The sequence below is a fragment of the Streptomyces sp. CB02009 genome (assembly GCF_001905825.1).
Taxonomy (GTDB): Bacteria; Actinomycetota; Actinomycetes; order Streptomycetales; family Streptomycetaceae; genus Streptomyces.
The window spans coordinates 116,866-141,697 of sequence record NZ_LIVV01000010.1; the positions used below are offsets into that span (position 1 = coordinate 116,866).

18 protein-coding genes are annotated in these 24,832 nt (G+C 71.9%); 11 read left to right on the forward strand and 7 right to left on the reverse strand.

Annotated elements, in window-relative coordinates:
* The first annotated feature begins 39 nt into the window (after positions 1–39).
* On the forward strand, positions 40–1,149 hold the full coding sequence (locus AMK27_RS33285) for a DivIVA domain-containing protein (RefSeq protein WP_073916804.1): 1,110 nt from the start codon (positions 40–42) through the stop codon (positions 1,147–1,149).
* Positions 1,150–1,380: 231 nt separating this feature from the next.
* Here AMK27_RS33285 and ileS read toward each other — a convergent pair whose 3' ends face one another.
* On the reverse strand, positions 1,381–4,524 hold the full coding sequence (ileS, locus tag AMK27_RS33290; protein WP_073916807.1) for an isoleucine--tRNA ligase: 3,144 nt from the start codon (positions 4,522–4,524) through the stop codon (positions 1,381–1,383).
* Between the two features lie 541 nt (positions 4,525–5,065).
* Between ileS and AMK27_RS33295 the strand changes: the two genes are divergently transcribed.
* From AMK27_RS33295 to AMK27_RS33320, 6 genes are all read left to right on the forward strand, one after another.
* The gene (locus AMK27_RS33295; protein WP_073916809.1) at positions 5,066–5,890 is read left to right on the forward strand and encodes a TraR/DksA family transcriptional regulator; all 825 of its coding nucleotides are present in this window, start codon (positions 5,066–5,068) and stop codon (positions 5,888–5,890) included.
* Between the two features lie 485 nt (positions 5,891–6,375).
* A complete protein-coding gene (gene lspA, locus AMK27_RS33300) occupies positions 6,376–6,999 on the forward strand; it encodes a signal peptidase II (RefSeq protein WP_073916811.1) in 624 nt (207 codons plus the stop codon).
* Between the two features lie 51 nt (positions 7,000–7,050).
* Positions 7,051–7,992 carry an RluA family pseudouridine synthase gene (locus tag AMK27_RS33305; protein WP_073916813.1) on the forward strand — a complete coding sequence of 314 codons (942 nt, stop codon included), beginning with the start codon at positions 7,051–7,053 and terminating at the stop codon, positions 7,990–7,992.
* On the forward strand, positions 7,989–8,465 hold the full coding sequence (locus AMK27_RS33310) for a GNAT family N-acetyltransferase (protein WP_073916816.1): 477 nt from the start codon (positions 7,989–7,991) through the stop codon (positions 8,463–8,465). The genes AMK27_RS33305 and AMK27_RS33310 overlap by 4 nt, the downstream gene beginning before the upstream one ends.
* A 110-nt stretch (positions 8,466–8,575) precedes the next feature.
* A complete protein-coding gene (locus AMK27_RS33315) occupies positions 8,576–10,162 on the forward strand; it encodes a Na+/H+ antiporter (protein ID WP_073917363.1) in 1,587 nt (528 codons plus the stop codon).
* Positions 10,163–10,388: 226 nt separating this feature from the next.
* Positions 10,389–10,958 (forward strand): dienelactone hydrolase family protein, encoded by a 570-nt coding sequence (locus tag AMK27_RS33320; protein ID WP_073916818.1) that lies wholly within the window; start codon positions 10,389–10,391, stop codon positions 10,956–10,958.
* 65 nt (positions 10,959–11,023) lie between these two features.
* Here AMK27_RS33320 and AMK27_RS33325 read toward each other — a convergent pair whose 3' ends face one another.
* The 5 genes from AMK27_RS33325 to AMK27_RS33345 all read right to left on the reverse strand — a co-directional run bounded on the left by AMK27_RS33325 (position 11,024) and on the right by AMK27_RS33345 (position 17,321).
* Positions 11,024–11,995, reverse strand: coding sequence for a zinc metalloprotease (locus AMK27_RS33325; RefSeq protein ID WP_241847681.1), 972 nt, complete (start codon positions 11,993–11,995; stop codon positions 11,024–11,026).
* A 380-nt stretch (positions 11,996–12,375) separates the two neighbouring features.
* Positions 12,376–14,025: an alkaline phosphatase D family protein gene (locus AMK27_RS33330; RefSeq protein WP_073916824.1), complete on the reverse strand. Its 1,650-nt coding sequence runs from the start codon at positions 14,023–14,025 to the stop codon at positions 12,376–12,378.
* Positions 14,026–14,294: 269 nt separating this feature from the next.
* Positions 14,295–15,110, reverse strand: a complete 816-nt coding sequence (locus tag AMK27_RS33335; RefSeq protein ID WP_073916827.1) for a thioredoxin domain-containing protein — start codon at positions 15,108–15,110, stop codon at positions 14,295–14,297.
* A gap of 60 nt (positions 15,111–15,170) precedes the next feature.
* The gene (locus AMK27_RS33340; RefSeq protein ID WP_073916830.1) at positions 15,171–15,857 is read right to left on the reverse strand and encodes a hypothetical protein; all 687 of its coding nucleotides are present in this window, start codon (positions 15,855–15,857) and stop codon (positions 15,171–15,173) included.
* 114 nt (positions 15,858–15,971) lie between these two features.
* The gene (locus AMK27_RS33345) at positions 15,972–17,321 is read right to left on the reverse strand and encodes a DUF2252 domain-containing protein (RefSeq protein WP_073917365.1); all 1,350 of its coding nucleotides are present in this window, start codon (positions 17,319–17,321) and stop codon (positions 15,972–15,974) included.
* 191 nt (positions 17,322–17,512) lie between these two features.
* On the opposite strand from AMK27_RS33345, the gene dnaE reads away from it, so the two are divergent.
* Positions 17,513–21,052: a DNA polymerase III subunit alpha gene (dnaE, locus tag AMK27_RS33350; protein WP_073916833.1), complete on the forward strand. Its 3,540-nt coding sequence runs from the start codon at positions 17,513–17,515 to the stop codon at positions 21,050–21,052.
* A gap of 71 nt (positions 21,053–21,123) precedes the next feature.
* Here the strand turns inward: dnaE and AMK27_RS43125 are convergent, their stop codons facing one another.
* Complete coding sequence (locus AMK27_RS43125) at positions 21,124–21,297, reverse strand: hypothetical protein (RefSeq protein WP_167346844.1); 174 nt, start codon at positions 21,295–21,297, stop codon at positions 21,124–21,126.
* Between the two features lie 216 nt (positions 21,298–21,513).
* Here AMK27_RS43125 and AMK27_RS33355 point away from each other — a divergent pair, with 216 nt between their 5' ends.
* The 3 genes from AMK27_RS33355 (at position 21,514) to AMK27_RS33365 (ending at position 24,828) form a co-directional block, all read left to right on the forward strand.
* Positions 21,514–22,869: an NYN domain-containing protein gene (locus tag AMK27_RS33355; protein WP_073916840.1), complete on the forward strand. Its 1,356-nt coding sequence runs from the start codon at positions 21,514–21,516 to the stop codon at positions 22,867–22,869.
* A 20-nt stretch (positions 22,870–22,889) separates the two neighbouring features.
* The gene (locus AMK27_RS33360; protein WP_198955984.1) at positions 22,890–23,861 is read left to right on the forward strand and encodes an ABC transporter ATP-binding protein; all 972 of its coding nucleotides are present in this window, start codon (positions 22,890–22,892) and stop codon (positions 23,859–23,861) included.
* Between the two features lie 139 nt (positions 23,862–24,000).
* Entirely contained in the window at positions 24,001–24,828 is an 828-nt protein-coding gene (locus tag AMK27_RS33365; protein WP_073916845.1) for an ABC transporter permease, read from the forward strand.
* Positions 24,829–24,832 lie beyond the last annotated feature (4 nt).

The window sequence follows — 24,832 nt, forward strand, 5'->3', positions numbered from 1 at the left end:
CTTGCCGACTGCCGACGACTACGTAGAGGTGAAGAAGAGATGCCGCTGACCCCCGAGGACGTGCGGAACAAGCAGTTCACGACCGTCCGCCTCCGAGAAGGCTATGACGAGGACGAGGTCGATGCCTTCCTCGACGAGGTCGAGGCCGAGCTGACCCGCCTGCTCCGCGAGAACGAGGACCTGCGCGCCAAGCTGGCCGCCGCGACGCGTGCCGCCGCGCAGAACCAGCAGCAGCAGGGCATGCGCAAGCCCCCGGAGCAGCAGGATCGTCCCGTCGGTCCCGGCGCGCCCGTGCCCGCCGCCATATCCGGACCTCCGGTCCAGCAGCAGCCGCCGCAGATGGGCCCGCCGCAGCTTCCGTCCGGTGCCCCGCAGCTCCCGGCCGGCCCGATGCAGGGTGGCCCGATGCAGGGCGGCCCCATGCAGGGCGGTCCGATGCAGGGCGGCCCCATGGGCCCCGGCCCGATGCAGGGCGGCCCCATGGGTCACCCGCAGCAGCAGCAGATGCAGCAGCAGATGCCGCCGCAGATGCAGCAGCCGCAGCAGGGCCCCGGTGGCGACAGTGCCGCGCGTGTCCTCTCGCTGGCCCAGCAGACCGCCGACCAGGCGATCGCCGAGGCCCGCTCCGAGGCCAACAAGATCGTCGGCGAGGCGCGTTCGCGCGCCGAGGGCCTGGAGCGGGACGCCCGCGCCAAGGCGGACGCTCTTGAGCGGGACGCGCAGGAGAAGCACCGCGTCGCGATGGGCTCCCTGGAGTCCGCCCGCGCGACGCTGGAGCGCAAGGTCGAGGACCTGCGCGGCTTCGAGCGCGAGTACCGCACGCGTCTGAAGTCGTACCTGGAGTCGCAGCTGCGTCAGCTGGAGACCCAGGCCGACGACTCGCTCGCCCCGCCGCGCACCCCGGCCGCGGCCTCGCTGCCGCCGGCCCCGTCGATGGCCTCGGCCGGCGCCGGTGCGCCGTCCTACGGCGGCAACGGCGGGATGGGCGGTGGACCGTCCATGGGCGGCGCCCCGTCCTACGGCGGCCAGCAGCAGATGTCTCCGGCGATGACCCAGCCGATGGCTCCGGTCCGTCCGCAGGCTCCGCAGCCGATGCAGCAGGCGCCGGCGCCGATGCGCGGCTTCCTGATCGACGAGGACGACAACTGACGGCGCGTGGTCGCGCGATGAGCGCGTAGCCGTCGGCAGGCCGAAGGGCCGGACCCGGGAAACCGGGCCCGGCCCTTTGCCGTACCCGCGGCCGGCTGTGCACCGCACCGGCGGTGCGGGTTCAGGCGAGGGAGCCTGGGCCCGGCAAGGGTGGTGCCCGCGGTGAGGTGGGTGGGAGGGATGGCGAAGGGCCCGGCACCAGGTTGGTGCCGGGCCCTTCGCGCGGGGGGGTTAGGCCTTGCGGAGGCGGAAGGTGAGGTTCAGGGAGTCGTCCGTGAACGGCTCGCCGTACGTGGTGTCCGCCTCGCCCTGCGCGTGGTCCGTCGCCAGGACCTCGTCCGCGATCAGGCCCGCGTGGGCCGTCAGGGCCTCCGCCGTCTCCGGGGAATCCGTCACCCAGCGGAGCGCGATGCGGTCCGCCACGTCCAGGCCGCTGTTCTTGCGGGCCTCCTGGATCAGGCGGATCGCGTCACGGGCCAGTCCCGCCTTGCGGAGCTCCGGGGTGATCTCCAGGTCCAGGGCGACCGTCGCGCCCGCGTCCGAGGCCACCGACCAGCCCTCGCGGGGGGTCTCCGTGATGATGACCTCCTCGGGGGTGACGGTGATCTCCTCGCCGTTCACCGAGAGGGTCGCCTCGCCCGAGCGGAGGGCCAGCGAGAGCGCCGCCGCGTCCGCCGCCGCCACCGCCTTCGCCACGTCCTGGACGCCCTTGCCGAAGCGCTTGCCCAGGGAGCGGAAGTTCGCCTTGGCGGTGGTGTCCACCAGCGAGCCGCCCACCTCCGAGAGGGAGGCCAGGGAGCTGACGTTCAGCTCCTCCGTGATCTGGGCCTGGAGGTCCGTGGAGAGGGCCGAGAAGCCCGTCGCCGCCACCAGGGCCCGGGAGAGCGGCTGGCGGGTCTTCACGCCCGACTCGGCGCGCGTCGCCCGGCCCAGCTCGACCAGGCGCCGGACGAGGAGCATCTGCTCCGAGAGCGTCTTGTCGATCGCCGTGGTGTCCGCCTCCGGCCACGTCGCCAGGTGGACCGACTCGGGGGCGTCAGGCGACACCGGCACCACCAGGTCCTGCCAGACCCGCTCGGTGATGAACGGGGTCAGCGGGGCCATCAGGCGCGTGACCGTCTCCACCACGTCGTGGAGGGTGCGGAGGGCCGCCTTGTCGCCCTGCCAGAAGCGGCGGCGGGAGCGGCGCACGTACCAGTTGGAGAGGTCGTCGACGAAGGCGGAGATCAGCTTGCCGGTGCGCTGGGTGTCGTACGACTCCATCGCCTCGGTCGTCTCGGCGACCAGCGTGTTCAGCTCGGAGAGCAGCCACCGGTCGAGGACCGTGCGGTCGGCCGGCGCCGGGTCCGCGGCCGAGGGGGCCCAGCCGGACGTGCGGGCGTACAGCGCCTGGAAGGCGACCGTGTTCCAGTACGTCAGGAGGGTCTTGCGGACGACCTCCTGGATCGTGCCGTGGCCGACCCGGCGGGCCGCCCACGGGGAGCCGCCGGCCGCCATGAACCAGCGGACGGCGTCGGCGCCGTGCTGGTCCATGAGCGGGATCGGCTGGAGGATGTTCCCCAGGTGCTTGGACATCTTGCGGCCGTCCTCGGCGAGGATGTGGCCCAGGCAGACCACGTTCTCGTAGGACGACTTGTCGAAGACCAGCGTGCCGACGGCCATCAGCGTGTAGAACCAGCCGCGGGTCTGGTCGATGGCCTCGGAGATGAACTGCGCCGGGTAGCGGGACTCGAAGAGTTCCTTGTTCTCGTACGGGTAGCCGTACTGCGCGAACGGCATCGAGCCCGAGTCGTACCAGGCGTCGATGACCTCCGGCACCCGGGTGGCCTCCAGCGAGCAGCCCTCGGTGGGGCAGCCGAAGGTCACCGCGTCGATGTACGGGCGGTGCGGGTCGAGCTGCGACTGGTCGGTGCCCGTCAGCTCGGTCAGCTCGGCGCGCGAGCCCACACAGGTCAGGTGGCCCTCCTCGCAGCGCCAGATCGGCAGCGGGGTGCCCCAGTAGCGGTTCCGGGAGAGCGCCCAGTCGACGTTGTTGGTCAGCCAGTCGCCGAAGCGGCCGTGCTTGACCGAGTCGGGGAACCAGTTCGTCCGCTCGTTCTCCGCGAGCATGCGGTCCTTGACCGCGGTCGTGCGGATGTACCAGGACGGCTGCGCGTAGTACAGCAGCGCCGTGTGGCAGCGCCAGCAGTGCGGGTAGCTGTGCTCGTACGCGATGTGCTTGAAGAGCAGCCCGCGCGCGTCCAGGTCGGCGGTGAGCGCCTCGTCGGCCTTCTTGAAGAAGACGCCGCCGACCAGCGGCACGTCCTCCTCGAAGGTGCCGTCGGGACGGACCGGGTTCACGACCGGCAGGCCGTATGCCTTGCAGACCTTGAGGTCGTCCTCGCCGAAGGCGGGGGACTGGTGGACCAGACCCGTGCCGTCCTCGGTCGTCACGTACTCGGCGTTGACGACGTAGTGGGCCGGCTCGGGGAACTCGATCAGCTCGAAGGGGCGCTGGTAGGTCCAGCGCTCCATCTCGGCGCCCGTGAAGGACTCGCCGGTGGTGACCCAGCCCTCGCCGAGGGCCTTCTCGACCAGCGGCTGGGCGACGACGACGCGCTCGTCGCCGTCGGTGGCGACGACGTAGGTGACCTCGGGGTGGGCGGCGACCGCGGTGTTGGACACCAGGGTCCACGGGGTCGTCGTCCAGACCAGGAGCGCCGCCTTGCCGGCGAGCGGGCCGGAGGTCAGCGGGAAGCGGACGTAGACCGAGGGGTCGACGACCGTCTCGTAGCCCTGGGCCAGCTCGTGGTCGGAGAGGCCGGTGCCGCAGCGCGGGCACCAGGGGGCGACGCGGTGGTCCTGGACCAGCAGGTCCTTGTCGAAGATCTGCTTCAGCGACCACCAGACCGACTCGATGTACGAGGGGTCCATGGTCCGGTACGCGTCGTCCAGGTCGACCCAGTAGCCCATGCGGGTCGTGAGCTCGGCGAACGCGTCGGTGTGCCGGGTCACGGACTCGCGGCACTTGTCGTTGAACGCGGCGATGCCGTAGTCCTCGATGTCCTTCTTGCCGGAGAAGCCGAGCTCCTTCTCGACGGCGAGCTCCACGGGGAGGCCGTGGCAGTCCCAGCCGGCCTTGCGGGCCACGTGGTAGCCGCGCATCGTCCGGAAGCGGGGGAAGACGTCCTTGAAGACGCGGGCCTCGATGTGGTGGGCGCCCGGCATGCCGTTGGCGGTCGGCGGGCCCTCGTAGAACACCCACTCGGGGCGTCCCTCGGACTGTTCGAGGGTCTTGGCGAAGACCTTGTTCTCGTGCCAGAAATCGAGCACGGCGTGCTCCATCGCGGGCAGGTCGACCTGGGCGGGCACCTGGCGGTACTGCGGCGGTGTCATCGAGTTCCTCCGGCGGACTGTCGTCGTTCCGTCGGAGGGACGAGAGCGCTGCTCCCGCGGTACCACCCTCCTTGGCCCGGGGCGCGCACGCCCTGAGCCCCCTCATTGGGGTCGCGACGCCGGGTCTAGTCACCGCAGTGCCCTGCGGCTTTCTTCCGACGGCTCCGGGGTGATGCTTCACATCGGGCTCGCCCCCGGGCTCTCACCGTCCCCGGGTCGCTCATGGCTGCGTACGACGCTACTCGTCCCCATCCAAGCCTTTCGCCAGCACCAGTGTACGGGCCCAGGGGTGGGGTGGCAGACAGGTTTTCCCGTGACCCGAATGGCCACACGGGGCGGCGCGGACTTGGTGTGCGGCCATGTGGGGGAGGGGCGGGACGGATTACCCGGCGGGGAGCTGGGCACAACGGAGGCAGGCCCGCCCCGAGGGGTGCGGGGGCGGGTGGGAACGGCGGCGTGCCCCGTTGCCGCGGGCCTTGGGCCGATTTATCGTCCCAGCACGATTCGCGAGCAAGATCACAAAATGTGAAGGGGCCGCGACATGGTGGCGAAGAAGACCGCCGCGAAGAAGCCCTCGGCCGCCGGTTCCACCGGTTCGGCGGAGGGCGCCAAGGACGTGGCCGGGAAGAAGACGACGGTCGCGGAGCCGCCGACGGTCGCGAAGAGCACCACCGCGAAGAAGACCACCGCGAAGAAGACCACCCCCCGGAAGACCACCGCGAAGAAGGCCGCCGTGAAGAAGACCGCCGTGAAGAAGAGCGCGGGGGAGGTGGCGGTCGCCGAGGAAACGGTTGCCCCGAAGGCCGCCGCCAGGAAGACGCCCGCCAAGAAGGCCGCGGCGAAGAAGGCGGCCGCCGCCCCGGCGTCCGCCGCGAAGAAGCAGACAGGAGCCAGGACGGTGGCAGCGAAGAAGACGGCGGGTGGCGTCACGACCGCCGGGGACGAGGCCGCCGTGCCTCCCGCCCGGACCGGCGAGCTCGCGGTACGTCCCGGGGAGGACCCGTGGACCCCGGCCGAGGTCACCGAGGCCCGCGACGAGCTCCAGTCCGAGGTGCTGAGACTCCGCAGCGAGCTCGCGCACTCCCAGGAGGAGCTCACCGGCCTCATGCGGGACTCGGGCGACGGCGCCGGGGACGACCAGGCCGACACCGGCACCAAGAACATCACCCGCGAGCACGAGCTCGCCCTGGCCGCCAACGCCCGGGAGATGCTGGAACAGACCGAGCACGCCCTGGAACGGCTCGACGCGGGCACGTACGGCCTCTGCGAGGTGTGCGGGAAGCCGATCGGCAAGGCGCGGATGCAGGCCTTCCCCCGGGCCACGCTCTGCGTCGAGGACAAGCAGCGGCAGGAGCGGCGCGGCTGACGCCTGCGGGCGGCGCCGTTCGGCGGGCGCCGGGGGGCCGGGGCCGCGAGGGTTGTGGCCGGGGCGGCCCGGATCCGGCCGGGGTGGCACGGATCGGATCGGGGCGGCGCGGGGCGTGGCCGGGGAGGGCCGTGGCCGGGACGGGCCGGGCGGCGAGCCGGTGTAGCGCCGCCCCCCGCCCGGGGCGGCCTGCGCGGCGAAGCGGCGAGTCTGTGCTGCGCGGCTGCGCGGCTGCGGCCGGGGCGGCGAAGCGGCGAACCTGCGCAGCGCCGCTCCGGCCGACGGCGGCCCGCGCGGCGAACAGGCGCCGCGCCGCCGTCACCGCCGCGCCGTCGCCGGCCGGACGCCCCGCCGCCGCCCCGCCCCCGCCGCCGCGCCGTCGCCGGCCGGACGCCGCGCGGCCGGTGATCTCGGCTGCCGGTCTCGTACGCCTGTGCCGTACCCTCGGTGCACGGTCAGGCATCGAGGTCGAGGGACTCACTCACGTGGCAGAGGCGGAGCGCATCATCGGTACGCCGGATTCAGCAGGGGCCGAGGAGCCGGCCGCCTCCGACGAGACGGTGGCCGCCGACGGTACGGCCACCCCCGACGACGGTTCCGCCGCTCCCGGGGAGCGGCCGAGGGGCAGGCGCAGGATCCTCGCCCTGTTCGTCGTGGCCGTCCTCGCCTACCTGCTCGACCTGGGCAGCAAGATGCTCGTGGTCGCCAAGCTGGAGGGCCGTGAGCCGATCCGGGTGATCGGCGACTGGCTGCGCTTCGACGCCATCCGGAACCCGGGCGCCGCGTTCGGCATGGGCGAGGCCTTCACGATCATCTTCACCTGTATCGCGGCCGCCGTGATCATCGTGATCATCCGGCTGGCGCGGAAGCTCTACAGCCTGCCCTGGGCGATCGCGCTCGGCCTGCTGCTCGGCGGCGCGCTGGGCAACCTCACGGACCGGATCTTCCGCTCCCCCGGCGTCTTCGAGGGCGCGGTCGTCGACTTCATCGCCCCCGCGCACTTCGCCGTCTTCAACCTCGCCGACTCGGCGATCGTCTGCGGCGGCATCCTCATCGTGATCCTGTCGTTCCGGGGTCTGGACCCCGACGGCACCGTCCACAAGGACTGAGCCGATCCGGCCGCGAGACCCGAGCACCTCGGGGCAAGGCATACTCGACGAGTGAGTACGAGTCCCGAGATCCGCACGCTGCCCGTTCCCGATGGCCTGGAGGGCGAGCGCGTCGACGCCGCCATCGCCCGTATGTTCGGGTTCTCCCGTACGAAGGCGGCCGAGCTGGCCGCCGCAGGGAAGGTCCAGGTCGACGGCTCCGTCGTCGGCAAGTCCGAGCGGGTGAGCGGCGGCGCGTGGCTCGAGGTCGAGATGCCGGGCGCGGCCGCGCCCGTGCAGATCGTCGCGGAGCCCGTCGAGGGCATGGAGATCGTTCACGACGACGACGACATCGTCGTGATCATGAAGCCGATCGGTGTGGCCGCGCACCCCAGCCCCGGCTGGACCGGCACCACGGTCATCGGCGGCCTGGCCGCCGCCGGCTACCGCATCTCCACCTCCGGCGCCGCCGAGCGCCAGGGCATCGTGCACCGCCTCGACGTCGGCACCTCCGGTCTGATGGTGGTCGCCAAGTCGGAGTACGCGTACACCTCGCTCAAGCGCCAGTTCAAGGAGCGCACGGTCGACAAGCGCTACCACGCGCTGGTGCAGGGCCACCCGGACCCGATGAGCGGCACCATCGACGCCCCCATCGGCCGGCACCCGAACCACGACTACAAGTGGGCCGTCACCGCCGACGGCAAGGCGTCCGTCACGCACTACGACCTCATCGAGGCGTACCGCTCGGCGTCGCTGCTCGACATCAAGCTGGAGACGGGCCGCACCCACCAGATCCGGGTGCACATGTCCGCCCACCGCCACCCCTGCGTCGGTGACCTCACCTACGGAGCCGACCCGACGATCGCCAAGCGCCTCGGTCTCACCCGGCAGTGGCTGCACGCCGTCCGGCTGGGCTTCGAGCACCCGGGCGACGGCTCGTGGGTCGAGTTCGCCAGCACGTACCCCGAGGACCTCCAGAAGGCCCTGGACCGGATCGCGGCGGAGAGCCAGTGAGCGCCCCGCAGCCCGCGTACCGGGTCCGTGAGGCGGCCGCTCCCGAGGACCGCGAGGCCTGCTTCGCCGTCCGCCGGGAGGTCTTCGTCGGCGAGCAGGGCGTCCCGCCCGAGCTGGAGTACGACACGTACGACACCACCGCGGTGCACGTGCTCGCCGTCCGCGAGGACGGGCTGCCGCTGGGCACCGGACGGCTCCTCCTCGGGGCGGACGCGGTCGGGAAGACCGGCGCCGACGACTCGGTGGGCTCGCTCGGCCGGCTCGCGGTCTCGAAGGCCGCGCGCGGCCTCGGCGTCGGCGCGGCGCTCGTGCGGGGCATCGAGGCGGTGGCGCGCGAGCGCGGTCTGACCGCCGTCGACCTGCACGCGCAGACCCACGCGCTCGGTTTCTACGAGCGGCTCGGCTACGAGGCGTACGGCCCCGAGTTCCCGGACGCGGACATGCCGCACCGGGCCATGCGCAGGGCTCTGTAGGGCGCGGACCGCACCCGGACCGCCCGACCGCCCCCTGTCACACCCGCCGCGCGCGGGCGTACACAGGGGGCAGTCATCGTTAAAACGGACATACGTGACAGGGTGTGTCCGTGGATCAATTGGCCCTGTTGTTCTTGCTGCTGCTCGGCGCGCTGCTGACGGTCCCCCTCGGTGAGCGGCTCGGACTGCCCGCACCCGTCCTGATGACGCTCATCGGGATCGGGCTGGCGGTCCTGCCCTTCGTGCCGAACGTCGAGGTGCCGCCGGAGCTCATCCTTCCGCTGGTCCTGCCACCGCTGCTCTACGCCTCCGTGCAGCGGACCTCCTGGCGTCAGTTCGCGGCCAACCGGCGGCCGATCTTCCTGCTCGCGGTCGCGCTCGTGTTCGTCACCACGGCCGCCGTCGGCGCCGTCGCCAACGCCCTCGTGCCCGGTCTTCCGCTGGCCGCCGCGATCGCCCTCGGCGCCCTCGTCGCCCCGCCCGACCCGGTCGCGGCGACCGCCGTCGCCGGCTCGCTGGGGCTGCCGCGGCGACTGGTGTCGATCCTGGAGGGCGAGGGCCTCTTCAACGACGTCACCGCGATCGTGCTCTACCACGTGGCCATCGCCGCCGCGGTCAGCGGCTCCTTCTCCTGGCCCGACGCGCTCGGCGAGTTCGTCCTCTCCGCGGTGGTCGCGGTGGCCGTCGGCCTGGCGCTCGGCTGGCTCTCCAACAAGCTCATCGGGCTGCTCGGCGACGCCACCCTCCAGACCGGCCTCACCCTCCTCGTGCCCTTCGTGAGCTACGTCCTCGCCGAGGAGCTGCACGGCTCGGGCGTCCTCGCGGTCCTGGTCACCGCCCTCTTCCTCGCCGAGCACGCGGCCGACGCCGACGACGTGATGGGCCGGCTCGCCGGGCAGACGTTCTGGCAGATCGTCGACACCCTCGTCACCGGCATCGCCTTCGGCCTCATCGGCCTCGAACTCGTGCATGTCTTCGGGGTGGCCGAGGGGCGCGGCTGGCAGATGCTCGGCTGGGGCGCCGCCGTCGTCGGAGTGGTCGTCGGCGTCCGGCTGCTGTGGCTGCTGCCGGCGACCTGGCTGGCGAAACGGCTGCACGACCGCCGGGACGTCGACGAGGAGATCCCGACCAGCTGGCGGGAGACCATCGTCATGTGGTGGGCGGGGATGCGCGGCGTGGCCTCGGTGGCGCTCGCGCTCGCCATCCCGCTCCGCACCGACGACGGTGCGCCCTTCCCCGGCCGCGACGAGATCGTCTTCATCGCCTTCTGCGTGATCATCGCCACGCTCGTCGTCCAGGGGCTCACGCTTCCCTGGCTGGTGAAGCGGCTCGGCGTGCGGGCCGACGCGGACGCCGAGCGGGTCCTGGAGCGGGATCTCGCCATCCGGGCCGCGAAGGCCGCCCGGCGCAGGCTCAAGGAGATCGAGGAGGTGGAGGAGCTGCCGGAGGAGGTCCAGGAGCGGCTGCTGCGCGGGGCGTACGACATCGGTGCGCGGATCAGTCCGGACATGGTCGACGAGGAGCGGCGGGCGGCGTTCGTCGAGCGGACGAAGCGCTTCAAGGCGGTGCAGCGGATCCAGCGGGAGCTGATGTCGGCCGCCCGGCACGAGGTGCTCGCCGCGCGCAGCGAGCCGGGTGCCGACCCGGAGGTGGTGGACCGGGTGCTGCGTCAGCTGGACGTGCGCAGCATGCGGTGAGCGGTGAGCGGTGAGCGGTGAGCGGTGAGCGGTGAGCGGTGAGTGGTGAGTGGTGAGTGGTGAGTGGGGGGACGGGCGGCGGGCGCGGAGGAGGCGGGCGCCCCCCGTGGGCGGAGGAGGCGGTAGCGCCAGGTGGGAGGCGGTGCCTCTGCCGTCCGGTCGGCGGCGGGCGCCGCGGCGGTCGGTGCGGCCGGAGTCCCGTGGGGCGGGTGGCAGGATGGGACGCATGGACATCATGCTCTTCCACTCGGCCTACGGGCTGACCCCTTCCGTCGAGGCCGCTGCCGAGCGGCTCCGTGCCGCCGGGCACCAGGTCTGGACCCCGGACCTCTACGGAGGCCGGACGGTCGGGACCGTGGAGGAGGGCGTGGAGCTCCGGGACGAGATCGGCAAGGACGAGCTGCTGAAGCGGGCGGTCCTCGCCGCCGCCCCGTACTCCGAGCGCGGCCTGGTCTACATGGGCCTCTCCCTCGGGGCCTCGATCGCGCAGACCCTGGCGCTCGGCGACGAGAAGGCGCGCGGGCTGCTGCTCCTCCACGGCACCTCGGACCTCGCGGAGTCGGCCTCGGTGGACGAGCTGCCCGTGCAGCTGCACGTGGCCGATCCCGATCCGTTCGAGACCCACGACTGGCTGTCCTCCTGGTACCTGCAGATGCGCAGGGCCGGTGCGGACGTGGAGATCTACCGCTACCCGGGCGCGGGCCACGTGTACACCGACCCGGAGCTGCCCGACTGGGACGAGGAGTCGGCCGACCGGACGTGGTCGGTGGCGCTGGCGTTCCTGGACGGCCTGTAGGACCGCGCCGAACGGGTGTGGCCCCCGGGGGAGTTCCCCGGGGGCCACACCCGTGTCCGGTCGGATCAGGCGCGGTACGCCGTCCAGTAGTCGTTCATCCGGGTCACCTGGCCCGAGGTGAACTGGTACATGCAGGCGTCGTACGTGTAGTCCATGAAGTTGTGGATCGGGTCCACGCCGGCCTTGTTGGTGCAGGTGTCACGGCCGGTCGGGCACTCGTAGGCGGGGCTCTTCTCGGCCGGGGTGTCGGCGACGCCGTCGCCGCTGCCGCTGCAGCCGCCCTGGAAGGTGTGGTAGAGGCCCATCCAGTGGCCGACCTCGTGGGTGGCGGTGTCGCCCTGGTTGTAGTTGGCCGCGGAGCCGCCCGGGAGGGAGGCGTCGAGGACGACGACGCCGTCCATGGACGGCTGCGAGGCGTACGAGGACGGGAAGGTCGCCCAGCCGAGGAGGCCGCCGCCCAGGTTCGCGGTGTAGAAGTTCAGCGCGCCCGCGCCGCCCTTGCGGAGGGTCTGCTTCATCTGCTTCTCGGCGGTGGAGCCGGAGGACAGGTTGTACCAGGACGCGTTGTCCGTGTAGTCGGTACCGGCCAGGGTGAACTGGAAGTTGGAGTTCACGTTGCCGGTGCCCTGGCCCGCGTAGGCCGCGTTCAGGACGTTCATCTGGCTGGTGATCGCGCTCGCGGAGAGCTTGCCCGTCGTACCGGAGTGGATGACGTGGAAGTAGACGGGGATGTTCACCACCGCGGCGGCTCTGTCGGCGGAGCCGCTGAGGCGGGCTTCGGAACGGGCGGCGGACAGCTTCTTCTTGAAGTCGGCGTCCATGGCCGCGGCCTTGGCGGCCGTGACCTCGTTCGGCTCGGCGGCGTGGCCGTCGGCGCCGCGGGCCTTGCGGGCGCCGGACACGGCGCCGGCGTCGTCGGCGCACTCCTCGGCGGAGGCGCCCGCCAGGGTGGTGGTGCCGCTCGCGACCGGGGCGGAGAGCGGGGCAAGGGCCAGGGTTCCGGCCATGACGGCCGTACCGATCATCCGACGTGACATACGCGGGGATATGCGGACAAGAGCACGCATGGTGACTCCTCGTGGGGGGTGGGGGGAGGAACTTCCTCCGCCACGCCGGGGAGATTACGCGTCCATGTCAGCCACGGTTGAGGAGTGATCAAGCCCAATCATTCAGGGGGCAATTCGGGTCATCGGGAAGAAATTCTTGTGCTGTTTCCGGAGTTTGAGACCTCGACGTAACAGCTGAGGTGACGGAGGCGGGTGGTGTGTCCGGATTCGATCTCCGAAACCAGCCACCCGCCGTAGCGACGTGATCTCCCGTTAACAGAAGGGATCATGGCTGAAAAGCATCGCTGTGGAGCCGTCAGGACGTCACCGGGGAGACGTCAGGGAGACATCGGGGAGACATCCGGGGGACGTCAGCGGACCGGCTGGTACACCCGCTCGACACGCTGCGTCCCGCTCAGCGTCCGGTACGAGCGCGCCCAGGACGTCGTCGCGGCCGGGTCCGCCTTGTCGGAGACCGTGTAGTAGTCCATCTGCGAGCGCTCGGCCGTCACGTCGAGCACGCCGTAGCCGTGGTGGTCCATGTCCACCCACTTCACGTGCCGGTTGGCCGCCTTGACGGCGCCGGCGGCCACCACCGAGAGCGTCCCCGGGGCCACGTGCAGCAGGTCGTCCAGGTTGTCCGAGGTCACCGAGGTGACCACGAACTCGGTCGCGGCGGACGCCGACAAGGGGTACGTCGCCGCCTTCACCGGCACGTCGTTGGCCCAGGCCATGTGGATGTCGCCGGTCAGGAAGACCGTGTTGCGGATCGCCCGCGAGGTGAGGTGCCCGAGCAGCTCCTTGCGGTCGTCCGTGTAGCCGTCCCACTGGTCGACGTTGACCGCGAGCCCCTCCTTCGGCAGGCCCATCAACTCGGCGAGCGGCTCCAGGAGGTGGGCGGGCAGGGCGCCGAAGGCGATCGGCGAGATCATCACCGAGGTGCCGACCAGCTGCCAGGCCGCGTCCGAGCCCGCGAGCCCGGACTTCAGCCAGTCGAGCTGCGCGCGGCCGGTGATACTGCGAGCCGGGTCGTCGACCGAACCGCTGCCGGTCTTCGCCGGCGCGGACCGGAACGACCGCAGGTCGAGCAGGTGCAGATCGGCCAGCTTGCCGAAGCGCAGCCGCCGGAAGACCGTGCCCTCGGTGGACGCGCGGACCGGCATCCACTCGAAGTAGGCCTGCTTGGCCGCGGCGACCCGGGCCGCCCAGTCCCCCTCGGCGCCGGGGGTGTGGTTCTCGGCCCCACCCTCCCAGGCGTCGTTCGCGAACTCGTGGTCGTCCCAGATGGCGATGACCGGATGGGCCGCGTGCAGCGCCTGCAGGTCGGCGTCCGTCTTGTAGTGGCCGTGCCGGGTGCGGTAGTCGGCCAGCGAGACGATCTCGTGGCGCGGCTCGTGCTGCCGGACGGTGTACTTCGCCTCCGGGTAGGTGCCGCTGCCGTACTCGTACACGTAGTCGCCGAGGTGGAGGATCGCGTCCAGGTCGGCGCGGGCGGCGAGATGGCGGTACGCGGAGAAGTGGCCGGCCTCCCAGTTGGCGCAGGAGACGACACCGAAGCGGACGCCGGGCGCCGCGGCGTCGACGGCCGGCGTGGTGCGGGTGCGGGCGGCGGGGGAGACGGCGGATCCCGCGGTGAAGCGGAACCAGTAGGAGGTGGCCGGGCGCAGGCCCCGGACGTCCGCCTTCACCGTGTGGTCGGAGCCTGCGCTCGCCGTGCTCGTGCCGGAGGCCGCGATCCGCGTGAAGCCGCGGTCCTCGGCGAGCTCCCAGCCGACCTGGACGTCGGGGCCGAGGCCGGAGCCGGGCACGGCTTCGGGGGTGGGGGTGACGCGCGTCCAGAGCAGGACGCCGTCGGGCAGGGGGTCGCCGGAGGCGACGCCGTGGAGGAACGCGGGCGCCCCGGGGGCCGCGTGGGCCGTGGTGGCCGCGCCGAGGAGGGCGGGCGCGGTGACGGCGGTGACGGCGGCGGCCTTGACGACCGTGCGCCGCGTGGGGGCGGAGGATATGAAACGACTGGTCACGGGCAGTCAGATTACTGGCGGGTACGGTGGGTGGGGAGGGGCTTGCGGGAAAGTTCGCCGGATCGTCGCCCCCCGGTCGCGTCCGCCGCCGCGGCGGCGACGCCACCCGTGGGGCGCTGACCTGACGTGACATCAGAGGGTCGTCGGCCCCGGGAGACGATTCGCCCCACACGGCTCCGCCCGCACACGGCTTCGCCCCGCACACGGCTTCGCCCCCTGACCCGGTGGGCGGGTCAGGGGGCGAAGGAGGCCGTTCCGTGCGGTCCGGGTCAGCCCTTGAGGGCCGTGGCGATCGCCGTGTCGAACTCCGGCACGGTCATCGGCGGGTTGTCGGTGCCCGCCACCGTCACCGGCTTGCCGTCCATCTTCAGCGTCGGGGTGCCCGTGACCCCGCTGTCGTCGAAGGCCTTCGACATCTTCATCGCCCAGGCGTCGAACGTGCCGTCCTCGACGTTCTTCTTGAACGCGGCGCTGCCCTTCAGGGCCGGCACCGAGTCCGCCACCTCCAGGAGGTAGGAGTCCTTGGCGAACTTGTCGTCGTTCTCCTCCGGGTGGAACTTCGCCGAGTAGAGCGCCGCCTTGTACTTCAGGAAGGCCTCGGGGCTCACGTCGAGGGCGGCGCCCAGCGCCGAGAGGGCGTTCTTCGACCCCTCGCCCGTGGCGGCGTTGTCGATGAACGTGGCGCCGACGTACTTGATCTTGTACTTGCCGGCCTCGACGTCCTTCTCGACCGTGGAGCCCACGGACTGCTCGAAGGTCGCGCAGACCGGGCAGCGCGAGTCCTCGTACAGCTCCAGGGTCTTCTTCGCGGCCGGCTTGCCGACGACGACGGTCGTGCCGTTCGTGCCGGAGGTGTTCTTCGGGGCGGTCACGGTGGTCGCCTTCGCCGCCGACTCCCACGCGGAGGGCTTGTTCGACTGGACCACCGCGTAGCCGATGCCGCCGGCGGCGGCGAGGACGGCCACGGCCGAGACGCCGACGACGAGCTGCCGGCGGGCCCGGTCCTTCTTCGCCTGGCGCTCGCGCTCGACGCGCAGACGCTCGCGGGCGGCAGCCTTGTTGGCCTGGTTGTTGCGTGCACTCATGATCGTGTTCTCCGTGACGGTGAGGAAGGAAGGGGGTACGGCGTGCCTGGGGCGCGTCGCTCAGACGAGAGCGAGGCGCGGGCACGGCGGTCCCCGCCGTCCCACGGAGTGGGTGAGGAGCCGGGTCCGGGAGGGCCGGGGCCGTCCCGCGGGCCGTCCGGCGCGCCGCGGCGCCGGACCACCGGTCCGGAAGAGGGCCGCCATCAGGAGCAGCGGCCGGAACGCGAAGGCCGACACCGCGGCGAGCAGCCGGGCGAGCGCCCGCTCCCCGCCGCGCAGCCAGGCCGCCGCGAAGAGCCCGACGCCCACATGGGCCAGCAGCAGCAGCCAGGGCAGCGCCGGGTCGGGGGAGTCGAGGAGCGCGGCGGCCGTGCCGCTCTCGGGGACCGCCACGCCGGGCAGCGGGGTGCCGACGGCGCCGCCGCAGAACACCTCCACGCCGACCGCGCGCAGCGAGCCCGCGACCGGGCCGCCCGCGGCGCCGTAGCAGACCGCCTGACCGCTGGTGAAGAGCGTGTCGGCGGCCAGCTCCAGCGGGACCAGGAGCCCGGCGATCGGGCCGAGGCCCCGCTCGCGGCCCGCGAGGGCGTACGCCACGGCGAAGACGCCGACGGCGACCGGGACGACCGTCCCGAGCGGCAGCGGCACGCGGGAGAGCAGCACGTGGGACGCCACGGACAGCGTCACGACCAGTGCCGTGAAGAACGCCGCCCGCAGCGCCCTCAGCTGCGTCCCTGCCATGTCCATCGTCGTGGAGTGTCCCATGCCGGTCCGTAAGACGTCCTTAAAGGCAGTCTGTGAAGCGGCCCCGCAGGCACGCGATGCCCGCAGGACCCGTCACCGCCGACTGCCCGGAGTCCGCTACAGCCCCGGGATCCGGCCGTTGCGGAAGAGGTCCACGAAGATCTGGTGGTCGGCCCGCGCCCGTGCCCCGTAGCTGTGGGCGAAGTCGACCAGGAGTTCCGCGAAGCCGTCCTCGTCGGCGGCGATCGCCGCGTCGATGGCCCGCTCCGTCGAGAACGGCACCAGCGAGTGCCCGCTGGACTCGTCCGCGGCCGCGTGCATGGTCGCCGTCGCCCGGCCCAGGTCGGCGACCGTGGCGGCGATGTCCTGGGGGTCGTCGATGTCCGACCAGTCGAGGTCCACGGCGTACGGCGAGACCTCGGCGACGAGCTGCCCGGCGCCGTCCAGCTCCGTCCAGCCGAGCCACGGGTCGGCGTGCGCCTGGAGCGCCCGCTGCGAGATCACGGTGCGGTGGCCCTCGTGCTGGAAGTACTCCCGGACCGCCGCGTCCGTCACATGGCGGGAGACCGCCGGGGTCTGCGCCTGCTTGAGGTAGATCACGACGTCGTTCTCCAGGGCGTCGCTGTTGCCCTCCAGCAGGATGTTGTACGACGGGAGGCCGGCCGAGCCGATGCCGATCCCGCGCCGCCCCACCACGTCCTTGACCCGGTACGAGTCGGGGCGGGCCAGGCTGGCCTCCGGCAGGGTCTCCAGGTAGCCGTCGAAGGCCGCCAGGACCTTGTACCGGGCGGCCGCGTCCAGCTCGATCGCCCCGCCGCCCGCGGAGAAGCGGCGCTCGTAGTCGCGGATCTCCGTCATCGAGTCGAGGAGGCCGAAGCGGGTCATGGCGCGGGCGTCGCGCAGCGCGTCGAGCAGCGCGCCCTCGGCGGTGTCCAGGGTGAACGGGGGCAGGTCGTCGGTCTTCGTGCCGGTGGCGAGGGCGTGGATCCGCTCCCGGTAGGACGCGGCGCATATCCGGACCAGGTGGCTGATCTGCTCGTCGCTGAGCGCCTTCGCGTAGCCGACGAGGGCGAGCGAGGCCGCGAGCCGCTTGAGGTCCCAGGTGAAGGGGCCGACGTAGGCCTCGTCGAAGTCGTTGACGTTGAAGATCAGCCGTCCGTTGGCGTCCATGTACGTGCCGAAGTTCTCGGCGTGCAGGTCGCCGTGGATCCAGACCCGGCCGGTGCGCTCGTCCAGGTAGGGGCCGCTGTGGATGCTCCCGTCCGCCCGTCCGGCGCTCTCCTGCTCCAGGTCGGCGTAGAACAGGCAGGCCGTGCCCCGGTAGAAGGCGAAGGCCGAGCCGGCCATCTTCCGGAACTTGACGCGGAAGGCCGCGGGGTCGGCCGCGAGGAGCTCGCCGAAGGCGGTGTCGAAGACGGCGAGGATGTGCTCACCGCGCTCCGTGGCGGTGGGCTGGGGGACCGACATCGAGGGTGCCTCCTGGTACCGGGCGTACTGCAAGACTGTTCATGGCAATTTGGACAGGTGTTCCGTGTCTCTCAACGCGCGACCCTAGCCGCGAGTGCCCGACGCCTGTCAGTCCGGAGACGTAGACTTCCACGCTGTCCCCCCAGACTGTCCGCAGCCTGTCGACTCCTGTTTTCCGGAGGCCTCCCGCCGTGACCAAGCCGCCCTTCACGCACCTCCACGTCCACACCCAGTACTCGCTGCTGGACGGTGCCGCGCGGCTGAAGGACATGTTCAACGCGTGCAACGAGATGGGCATGACCCACATCGCGATGTCCGACCACGGCAACCTGCACGGGGCGTACGACTTCTTCCACACGGCGAAGAAGGCCGGGGTGACGCCGATCATCGGCATCGAGGCGTACGTCGCCCCCGAGTCGCGGCGGAACAAGCGGAAGATCCAGTGGGGGCAGCCGCACCAGAAGCGGGACGACGTCTCCGGTTCCGGCGGTTACACCCACAAGACGATCTGGGCGGCCAACGCCACCGGACTCCACAACCTCTTCCGGCTCTCCTCCGACGCGTACGCCGAGGGCTGGCTGCAGAAGTGGCCCCGGATGGACAAGGAGACCATCTCCCAGTGGTCGGAGGGGCTCATCGCCTCCACCGGCTGCCCCTCCGGCGAGCTGCAGACCCGGCTCCGGCTCGGCCAGTTCGACGAGGCCCTCAAGTCGGCCTCCGAGTACCAGGACATCTTCGGCAAGGAGCGGTACTTCCTGGAGCTGATGGACCACGGCATCGAGATCGAGCGCCGGGTCCGCGACGGGCTCCTGGAGATCGGCAAGAAGCTCGGCATCCCGCCGCTGGTCACCAACGACTCGCACTACACGTACGCGCACGAGGCCGGCGCGCACGACGCCCTGCTCTGCATCCAGACCGGCAAGAACCTCTCCGACCCGGACCGCTTCCGGTTCGACGGCACCGGCTACTACCTGAAGTCCACGGACGAGATGTACGCCGTGGACTCCTCGGACGCCTGGCAGGAGGGCTGCCGCAACACCCTCCTGGTCGCCGAGCAGGTCACCACCGACGGCATGTTCGTCGAGAAGAACCTCATGCCGAAGTTCGACATCCCGGAGGGGTTCACCGAGGTCACCTGGTTCCGCGAGGAGACCATGCGGGGCATGCACCGCCGCTTCCCCGGCGGCATCCCCGACGACCGCATGAAGCAGGTCGAGTACGAGATGGACACGATCATCTCGATGGGCTTCCCCGGCTACTTCCTCGTCGTCGCCGACTTCATCATGTGGGCGAAGAAGCAGGGCATCGCCGTGGGCCCCGGACGAGGCTCCGCGGCCGGCTCGATCGTCGCGTACGCCATGGGCATCACCGACCTCGACCCGATCCCGCACGGACTGATCTTCGAGCGCTTCCTCAACCCCGAGCGCATCTCCATGCCCGATGTCGACATCGACTTCGACGAGCGTCGGCGCGTCGAGGTGATCCGGTACGTGACGGAGAAGTACGGCTCCGACAAGGTCGCCATGATCGGCACCTACGGCAAGATCAAGGCGAAGAACGCCATCAAGGACTCCGCGCGCGTCCTCGGCTACCCGTACGCCATGGGCGACCGGCTCACCAAGGCCATGCCCGCCGACGTCCTCGGCAAGGGCATCGACCTCAACGGCATCACCGACCCCTCGCACCCCCGCTACAGCGAGGCCGGCGAGATCCGCGCGATGTACGAGAACGAGCCGGACGTCAAGAAGGTCATCGACACCGCCCGGGGCGTCGAGGGCCTGGTCCGGCAGATGGGCGTGCACGCGGCCGGCGTGATCATGTCCAGCGAGCCGATCGTCGACCACGCGCCGATCTGGGTGCGGCACACCGACGGCGTCACCATCACGCAGTGGGACTACCCCCAGTGCGAGTCGCTCGGCCTGCTCAAGATGGACTTCCTGGGCCTGCGCAACCTCACGATCATGGACGACGCCGTCAAGATGGTGAAGGCCAACAAGGGGATCGACCTCGACCTCCTGGCCCTGCCGCTCGACGACCCGAAGACCTTCGAACTGCTCCAGCGCGGTGACACCCTCGGCGTCTTCCAGTTCGACGGCGGCCCCATGCGCTCGCTGCTGCGGCTGATGAAGCCCGACAACTTCGAAGACATCTCCGCCGTGTCCGCCCTGTACCGGCCGGGCCCGATGGGCATGAACTCGCACACGAACTACGCCCTGCGCAAGAACGCGCAGCAGGAGATCACCCCGATCCACCCCGAGCTGGAGAAGCCGCTCGAAGAGGTGCTCGCGGTCACCTACGGCCTCATCGTGTACCAGGAGCAGGTGCAGAAGGCCGCCCAGATCATCGCCGGGTACTCCCTCGGCGAGGCCGACATCCTCCGCCGCGTGATGGGCAAGAAGAAGCCCGACGAGCTGGCGAAGAACTTCGTCATCTTCGAGGCCGGAGCCAAGAACAAGGGCTTCAGCGACGAGGCCATCAAGGCGCTCTGGGACGTCCTGGTCCCCTTCGCCGGCTACGCCTTCAACAAGGCCCACTCGGCCGCGTACGGCCTGGTCTCCTACTGGACCGCCTACCTCAAGGCCAACTTCCCGGCCGAGTACATGGCGGGACTGCTCACCTCGGTCAAGGACGACAAGGACAAGTCCGCGATCTACCTCAACGAGTGCCGCCGCATGGGCATCAAGGTGCTCCCGCCGAACGTGAACGAGTCCGAGTCGAACTTCGCCGCCCAGGGCGACGACGTGATCCTCTTCGGCCTCTCCGCCGTCCGCAACGTCGGCACCAACGTCGTCGAGTCGATCATCAAGTCGCGCAAGGCGAAGGGGAAGTACTCCACCTTCCCCGACTTCCTCGACAAGGTCGAGGCCGTCGTCTGCAACAAGCGGACCGTCGAGTCGCTGATCAAGGCCGGCGCGTTCGACGAGATGGGGCACACCCGCAAGGGCCTGGTCGCCCACCACGAACCGATGATCGACAACGTGGTGGCGGTCAAGCGCAAGGAGGCCGAGGGACAGTTCGACCTGTTCGGCGGCATGGGCGACGAGTCCGCCGACGAGCCCGGCTTCGGCCTGGACGTCGAGTTCTCCGACGTCGAGTGGGAGAAGTCCTACCTGCTCGCCCAGGAGCGCGAGATGCTCGGCCTGTACGTCTCCGACCACCCGCTCTTCGGCATCGAGCACGTGCTGTCCGACAAGACGGACGCGGCGATCTCCCAGCTCACCGGCGGCGAGCACTCCGACGGCGCGGTCGTCACCATCGGCGGCATCATCTCCGGCCTCCAGCGGAAGATGACCAAGCAGGGCAACGCCTGGGCCATCGCCACCGTCGAGGACCTGGCCGGCTCCATCGAGTGCATGTTCTTCCCGGCCACCTACCAGCTGGTCTCCACCCAGCTCGTCGAGGACACGGTCGTCTTCGTCAAGGGCCGGCTCGACAAGCGCGAGGACGTGCCCCGGCTCGTCGCCATGGAGCTGATGGTCCCCGACCTGTCGAACGCCGGGACCAACGCGCCGGTGATCCTCACCATCCCGACCGTCAAGGTGACCCCGCCGATGGTCACCCGCCTCGGCGAGATCCTGGGCCACCACAAGGGCAACACCGAGGTGCGGATCAAGCTCCAGGGCCCCCGGACCACCACCGTGCTGCGCCTCGACCGGCACCGGGTGCAGGCCGATCCGGCGCTCTTCGGCGACCTGAAGGTGCTGCTCGGCCCGTCCTGCCTGGCCGGCTGACCAACGGCCCCGCACGCGCAAGGGGCGCGCCCGTCGTCACGGGCGCGCCCCTTTGCCGTACGCGAAGGCCGTCAGTTGTGGCCGAAGCGCTTCTGGCGGCCCTTGCGGGCGACATCGCTCGGCAGCACCTGGGACGCGCGCTGCGACGCCTCGGACTCCATCGCCGACTGCTGCGCCTGCTGGGCGCCGCGCTCGGCCGGGGACTGCTGCTTCTGACTGCGGTTCTGGTTGCGGTTCTTGGCCATGGGGATGCCTCCTCAAAGGGACCTAGGGGCCAGGGCCGCTGTCAGACTCACATACGGTACGAACCGCCGCATGTTGGATCATTACGGAGCGTTAGGCCCCGGGGAACGTGACATCCGCCACGCCGATGATCCAGTTCCGACCGTCGAGCCCCCGCCCTTCGGGCAGACTCGAAGGAAATCCGAAGCAACTTCCGATCCCGAGGTTCCCGAAAGAGGGTGGAACACGTGGACCGCTGCGTCGTCCTGGTGGATGCCGGCTACCTGCTGGGAGCTGCCGCCAGTCTTCTGGCCGGGGAACCGGCCCGCTCCCGGATCACCGTCGATCACGCCGGGCTCATCCAGCAGCTGCGCCAGCGCGCCGAGGCCGAGACCGCGCTGCCCCTCCTGCGGATCTACTGGTTCGACGGAGCGCCCGACCGGGTGCCCCAGCCCGAGCACCGGAGACTGCGCGTGATGCCCCGCGTCACCGTCCGGCTCGGCGCGCTGACCCGGAGCGACGGACGCTGGGCCCAGAAGGGCGTCGACGCGGCGATGCATACCGAGCTGACCGAGCTCGCCAGGAACCGGGCCTGCTCCGACATCGTGCTCGTCACCGGCGACGGCGACCTGCTGCCCGGACTGATGTCGGCCAAGGAGCACGGCGTCGCCGTCCACCTCTGGGCCGTCCAGGCCGCCGACGGCGACTACAACCAGTCCGAGGACCTGGTCGCAGAGGCCGACGAACGGCGCGTCCTCGACCGGGCCTGGATCACCCGGGCCGTCCGCGCCAAGGACCTCACCGGGATCTGCGCGCCCCCGCCCGCCCCGCGCCCCGAGATCGCCGCCATCCTCTCCGCGCCGCTGCCGGAGGCCGCCCTGGCCGCCTCCGCCGAACGGGCCGCGGAGGCGGCCGCCGCCAGGGCCGCGGGGGAGGTGTCCCACGCCGGCGGCGACGCCAACGGCCACACCCACCACGGCGGCGGGCACGCGGGCGCCAACGGCCACCTCCGCGAGGACGGCCACGACCGCGGCCACGGGACCGGCGTCCCCGCCCCGGCCCCCGGCAAGGGCGTCCCCACCCCCAAGGACCTGGCGGGACTGCGCGGCCCCGGCACCGCCGCCTCCCCGGGCGCCCCCGTGCCCCAGGGCGCCAGCGCCCTCCGCTGGTCCTCCGACCGGGGCTGGGTCGAGCGCCCCGCAGCCCCCCTCGGCGAACCGGCCGAGACCGCCTCCCTGCCCACCCTCGCCGCCCTCACCAGCGCCGAGCAGCGCTGGGCGGACCGCGAGGAGGACATCACCACCGTCGGCGGAGACCCCTTCGAGGTGGGGCAGGTGTTCGCCCGGCGGTGGATGGAACGGCTCCCCGAGCAGACCCACGTCCAGAAGCTGTCCACCCTCTACCCCCGCATCCCGCACCGCATCGACGGCGAACTCCTCCGGTACGCCGCCCGGTTCGGTCTGCTCGCCCACAAGGACGACCAGATCGACGAGCACGACCGGTATGCGATCCGGGCGGGATTCTGGCGCGAGATCGACGTCCGCGCCGCCGCCGAACACGCCCCCGCGCCCGGAGCGGGCCCGTCGACCCCGTAGGCTCTTCCCCCGTGAGTACGGTGTGCGTGGTGCGGGATCTGGTCAAGACGTACCCCGCCACGCGCGGCGGGCGCGGTGCGCCGGCGACCCCCGAGGTGCGGGCCACCGACGGGATCAGCCTCGACGTGCGCGGCGGCGAGATCTTCGGGCTGCTCGGCCCCAACGGAGCGGGCAAGTCGACCCTCGTCCGCCAGCTGACCGGGCTCATGCGCCCCGACTCCGGCAGCGTCCTGCTCCTCGGCCACGACCTGGTGCGCCACCCCGAGCGGGCCTCCCGCCTCCTCGCGTACCTCGGCCAGGAGTCCACCGCCCTGGACGAGCTGACCGTCGCCCTCGCCGCCGAGACCACCGGGCGGCTGCGCGGCCTCACCGCCCGCGACGCGCGCGCCGAGCGCGACGCCGTCCTGGACGAGCTCGGCCTCGGCGCGCTCGCCTCCCGGCCCCTCAAGAAGCTCTCCGGCGGCCAGCGCAGGCTCGCCTGCTTCGCCACCGCCCTCGTCGGCGAGCGCCCCGTCCTCGTCCTCGACGAGCCCACCACCGGCATGGACCCCGTCGCCCGCCGCGCCGTCTGGGCGGCCGTCGACCGCAGGCGCGCCGAACACGGCGCCACCGTGCTGCTCGTCACCCACAACGTCATCGAGGCCGAGACCGTCCTCGACCGCGTCGCCGTCCTCGAACGCGGCCGGGTCATCGCCTGCGACACGCCCGCCGGGCTCAAGGAACGCGTCGCCGGAGAGGTCCGCGTCGAGCTGGTCTGGCGCGAGTCCGCCCCGCTCCACCTGCCCGAGGTCGCCGCGCTGCGCGAGCTCGCCCAGGAGACGGGCCGCCGCTGGATCCTCCGGCTCGCCCCCGACGCCGCCCGCGCCGCCGTCGCCACCGTCACCGGCGGGGCCGCGTTCGCCGCGCTCGACGACTTCACCCTGGCCACGCCCAGCCTGGAGGACGTGTACCTGGCGCTGGGCGGCGCGACCGAGGGACTGGTGAAGGCATGACCCGCCCCGTACCGCACGCCCACCACGCACCCCGCCGAAGCCGCGTCCCGCACGTACTGCCCGTACCGCACGCACCCCGCCGAAGCCGTGTCCCGCACGTACTGCCCGTACCGCACGTCACCCCCAGGAGCTGTACGCAGTGAGCACCGTGCCCGCAGAGGCCCTGCCGACCGGCGCGCCTGCCGTCCGCGCCGGCGCCGCCGCCGACGAGGCCGCCCCCCTCGCCCCGAGCGCCCGGCTGCTGCCTGCCCTGGCCGCCGTCTACCGCGCGCAGCTCTCCCGCGCCCGGGTCGCCCGCATCCCGCTGCTCTTCGTCGCGACCTTCCAGTCCATCGGGATCATGGTCCTGATGCGCGGGGTGGTCGACGGGGGCTCCGAGGCGCGCGCCGTCGTGGCCGGCTCCACCGTCCTCGTCGTCGCCTTCGTCGCGCTCAACCTGCTCGCCCAGTACTTCGGCCAGCTGCGGGCCACCGGCGGCCTCGACCACTACGCCACCCTGCCCGTGCCGCCGGCCGCCGTCGTGCTCGGCGCGGCGGGCGCGTACGCCTCCTTCACGGTGCCCGGGACCGTGTTCACCGCCGTGGCCGGCTCCGTGCTCTTCGGGCTGCCGCTCAGCCATCTCTGGATCCTCGCCGCCGTCGTCCCGCTCGCCGGTGCCGCGCTCGCCGGCCTCGGCGCCGCGCTCGGCCTCCTCGCGCCCCGGCAGGAGCTGGCCACCCTCCTCGGCCAGCTCGGCATGTCCGCGGCGCTGCTCCTCGGCGTGCTCCCGGCGGAGCGGCTGCCGCAGCCCGTCGGCTGGGCCCGGGACCTGCTGCCGTCGACCTACGGCGTGGAGGCCCTGGCCCGCACCTTCGACCGCGATCCCGACTGGGCGGCCGTCGCCCTCGACCTCGCCGTGTGCGGGGTGGTCGGCGTGGTCTCGCTGGCCCTCGCCACCTGGGCGTACCGGCGGGCAGCCGTCCGCTGAGGCG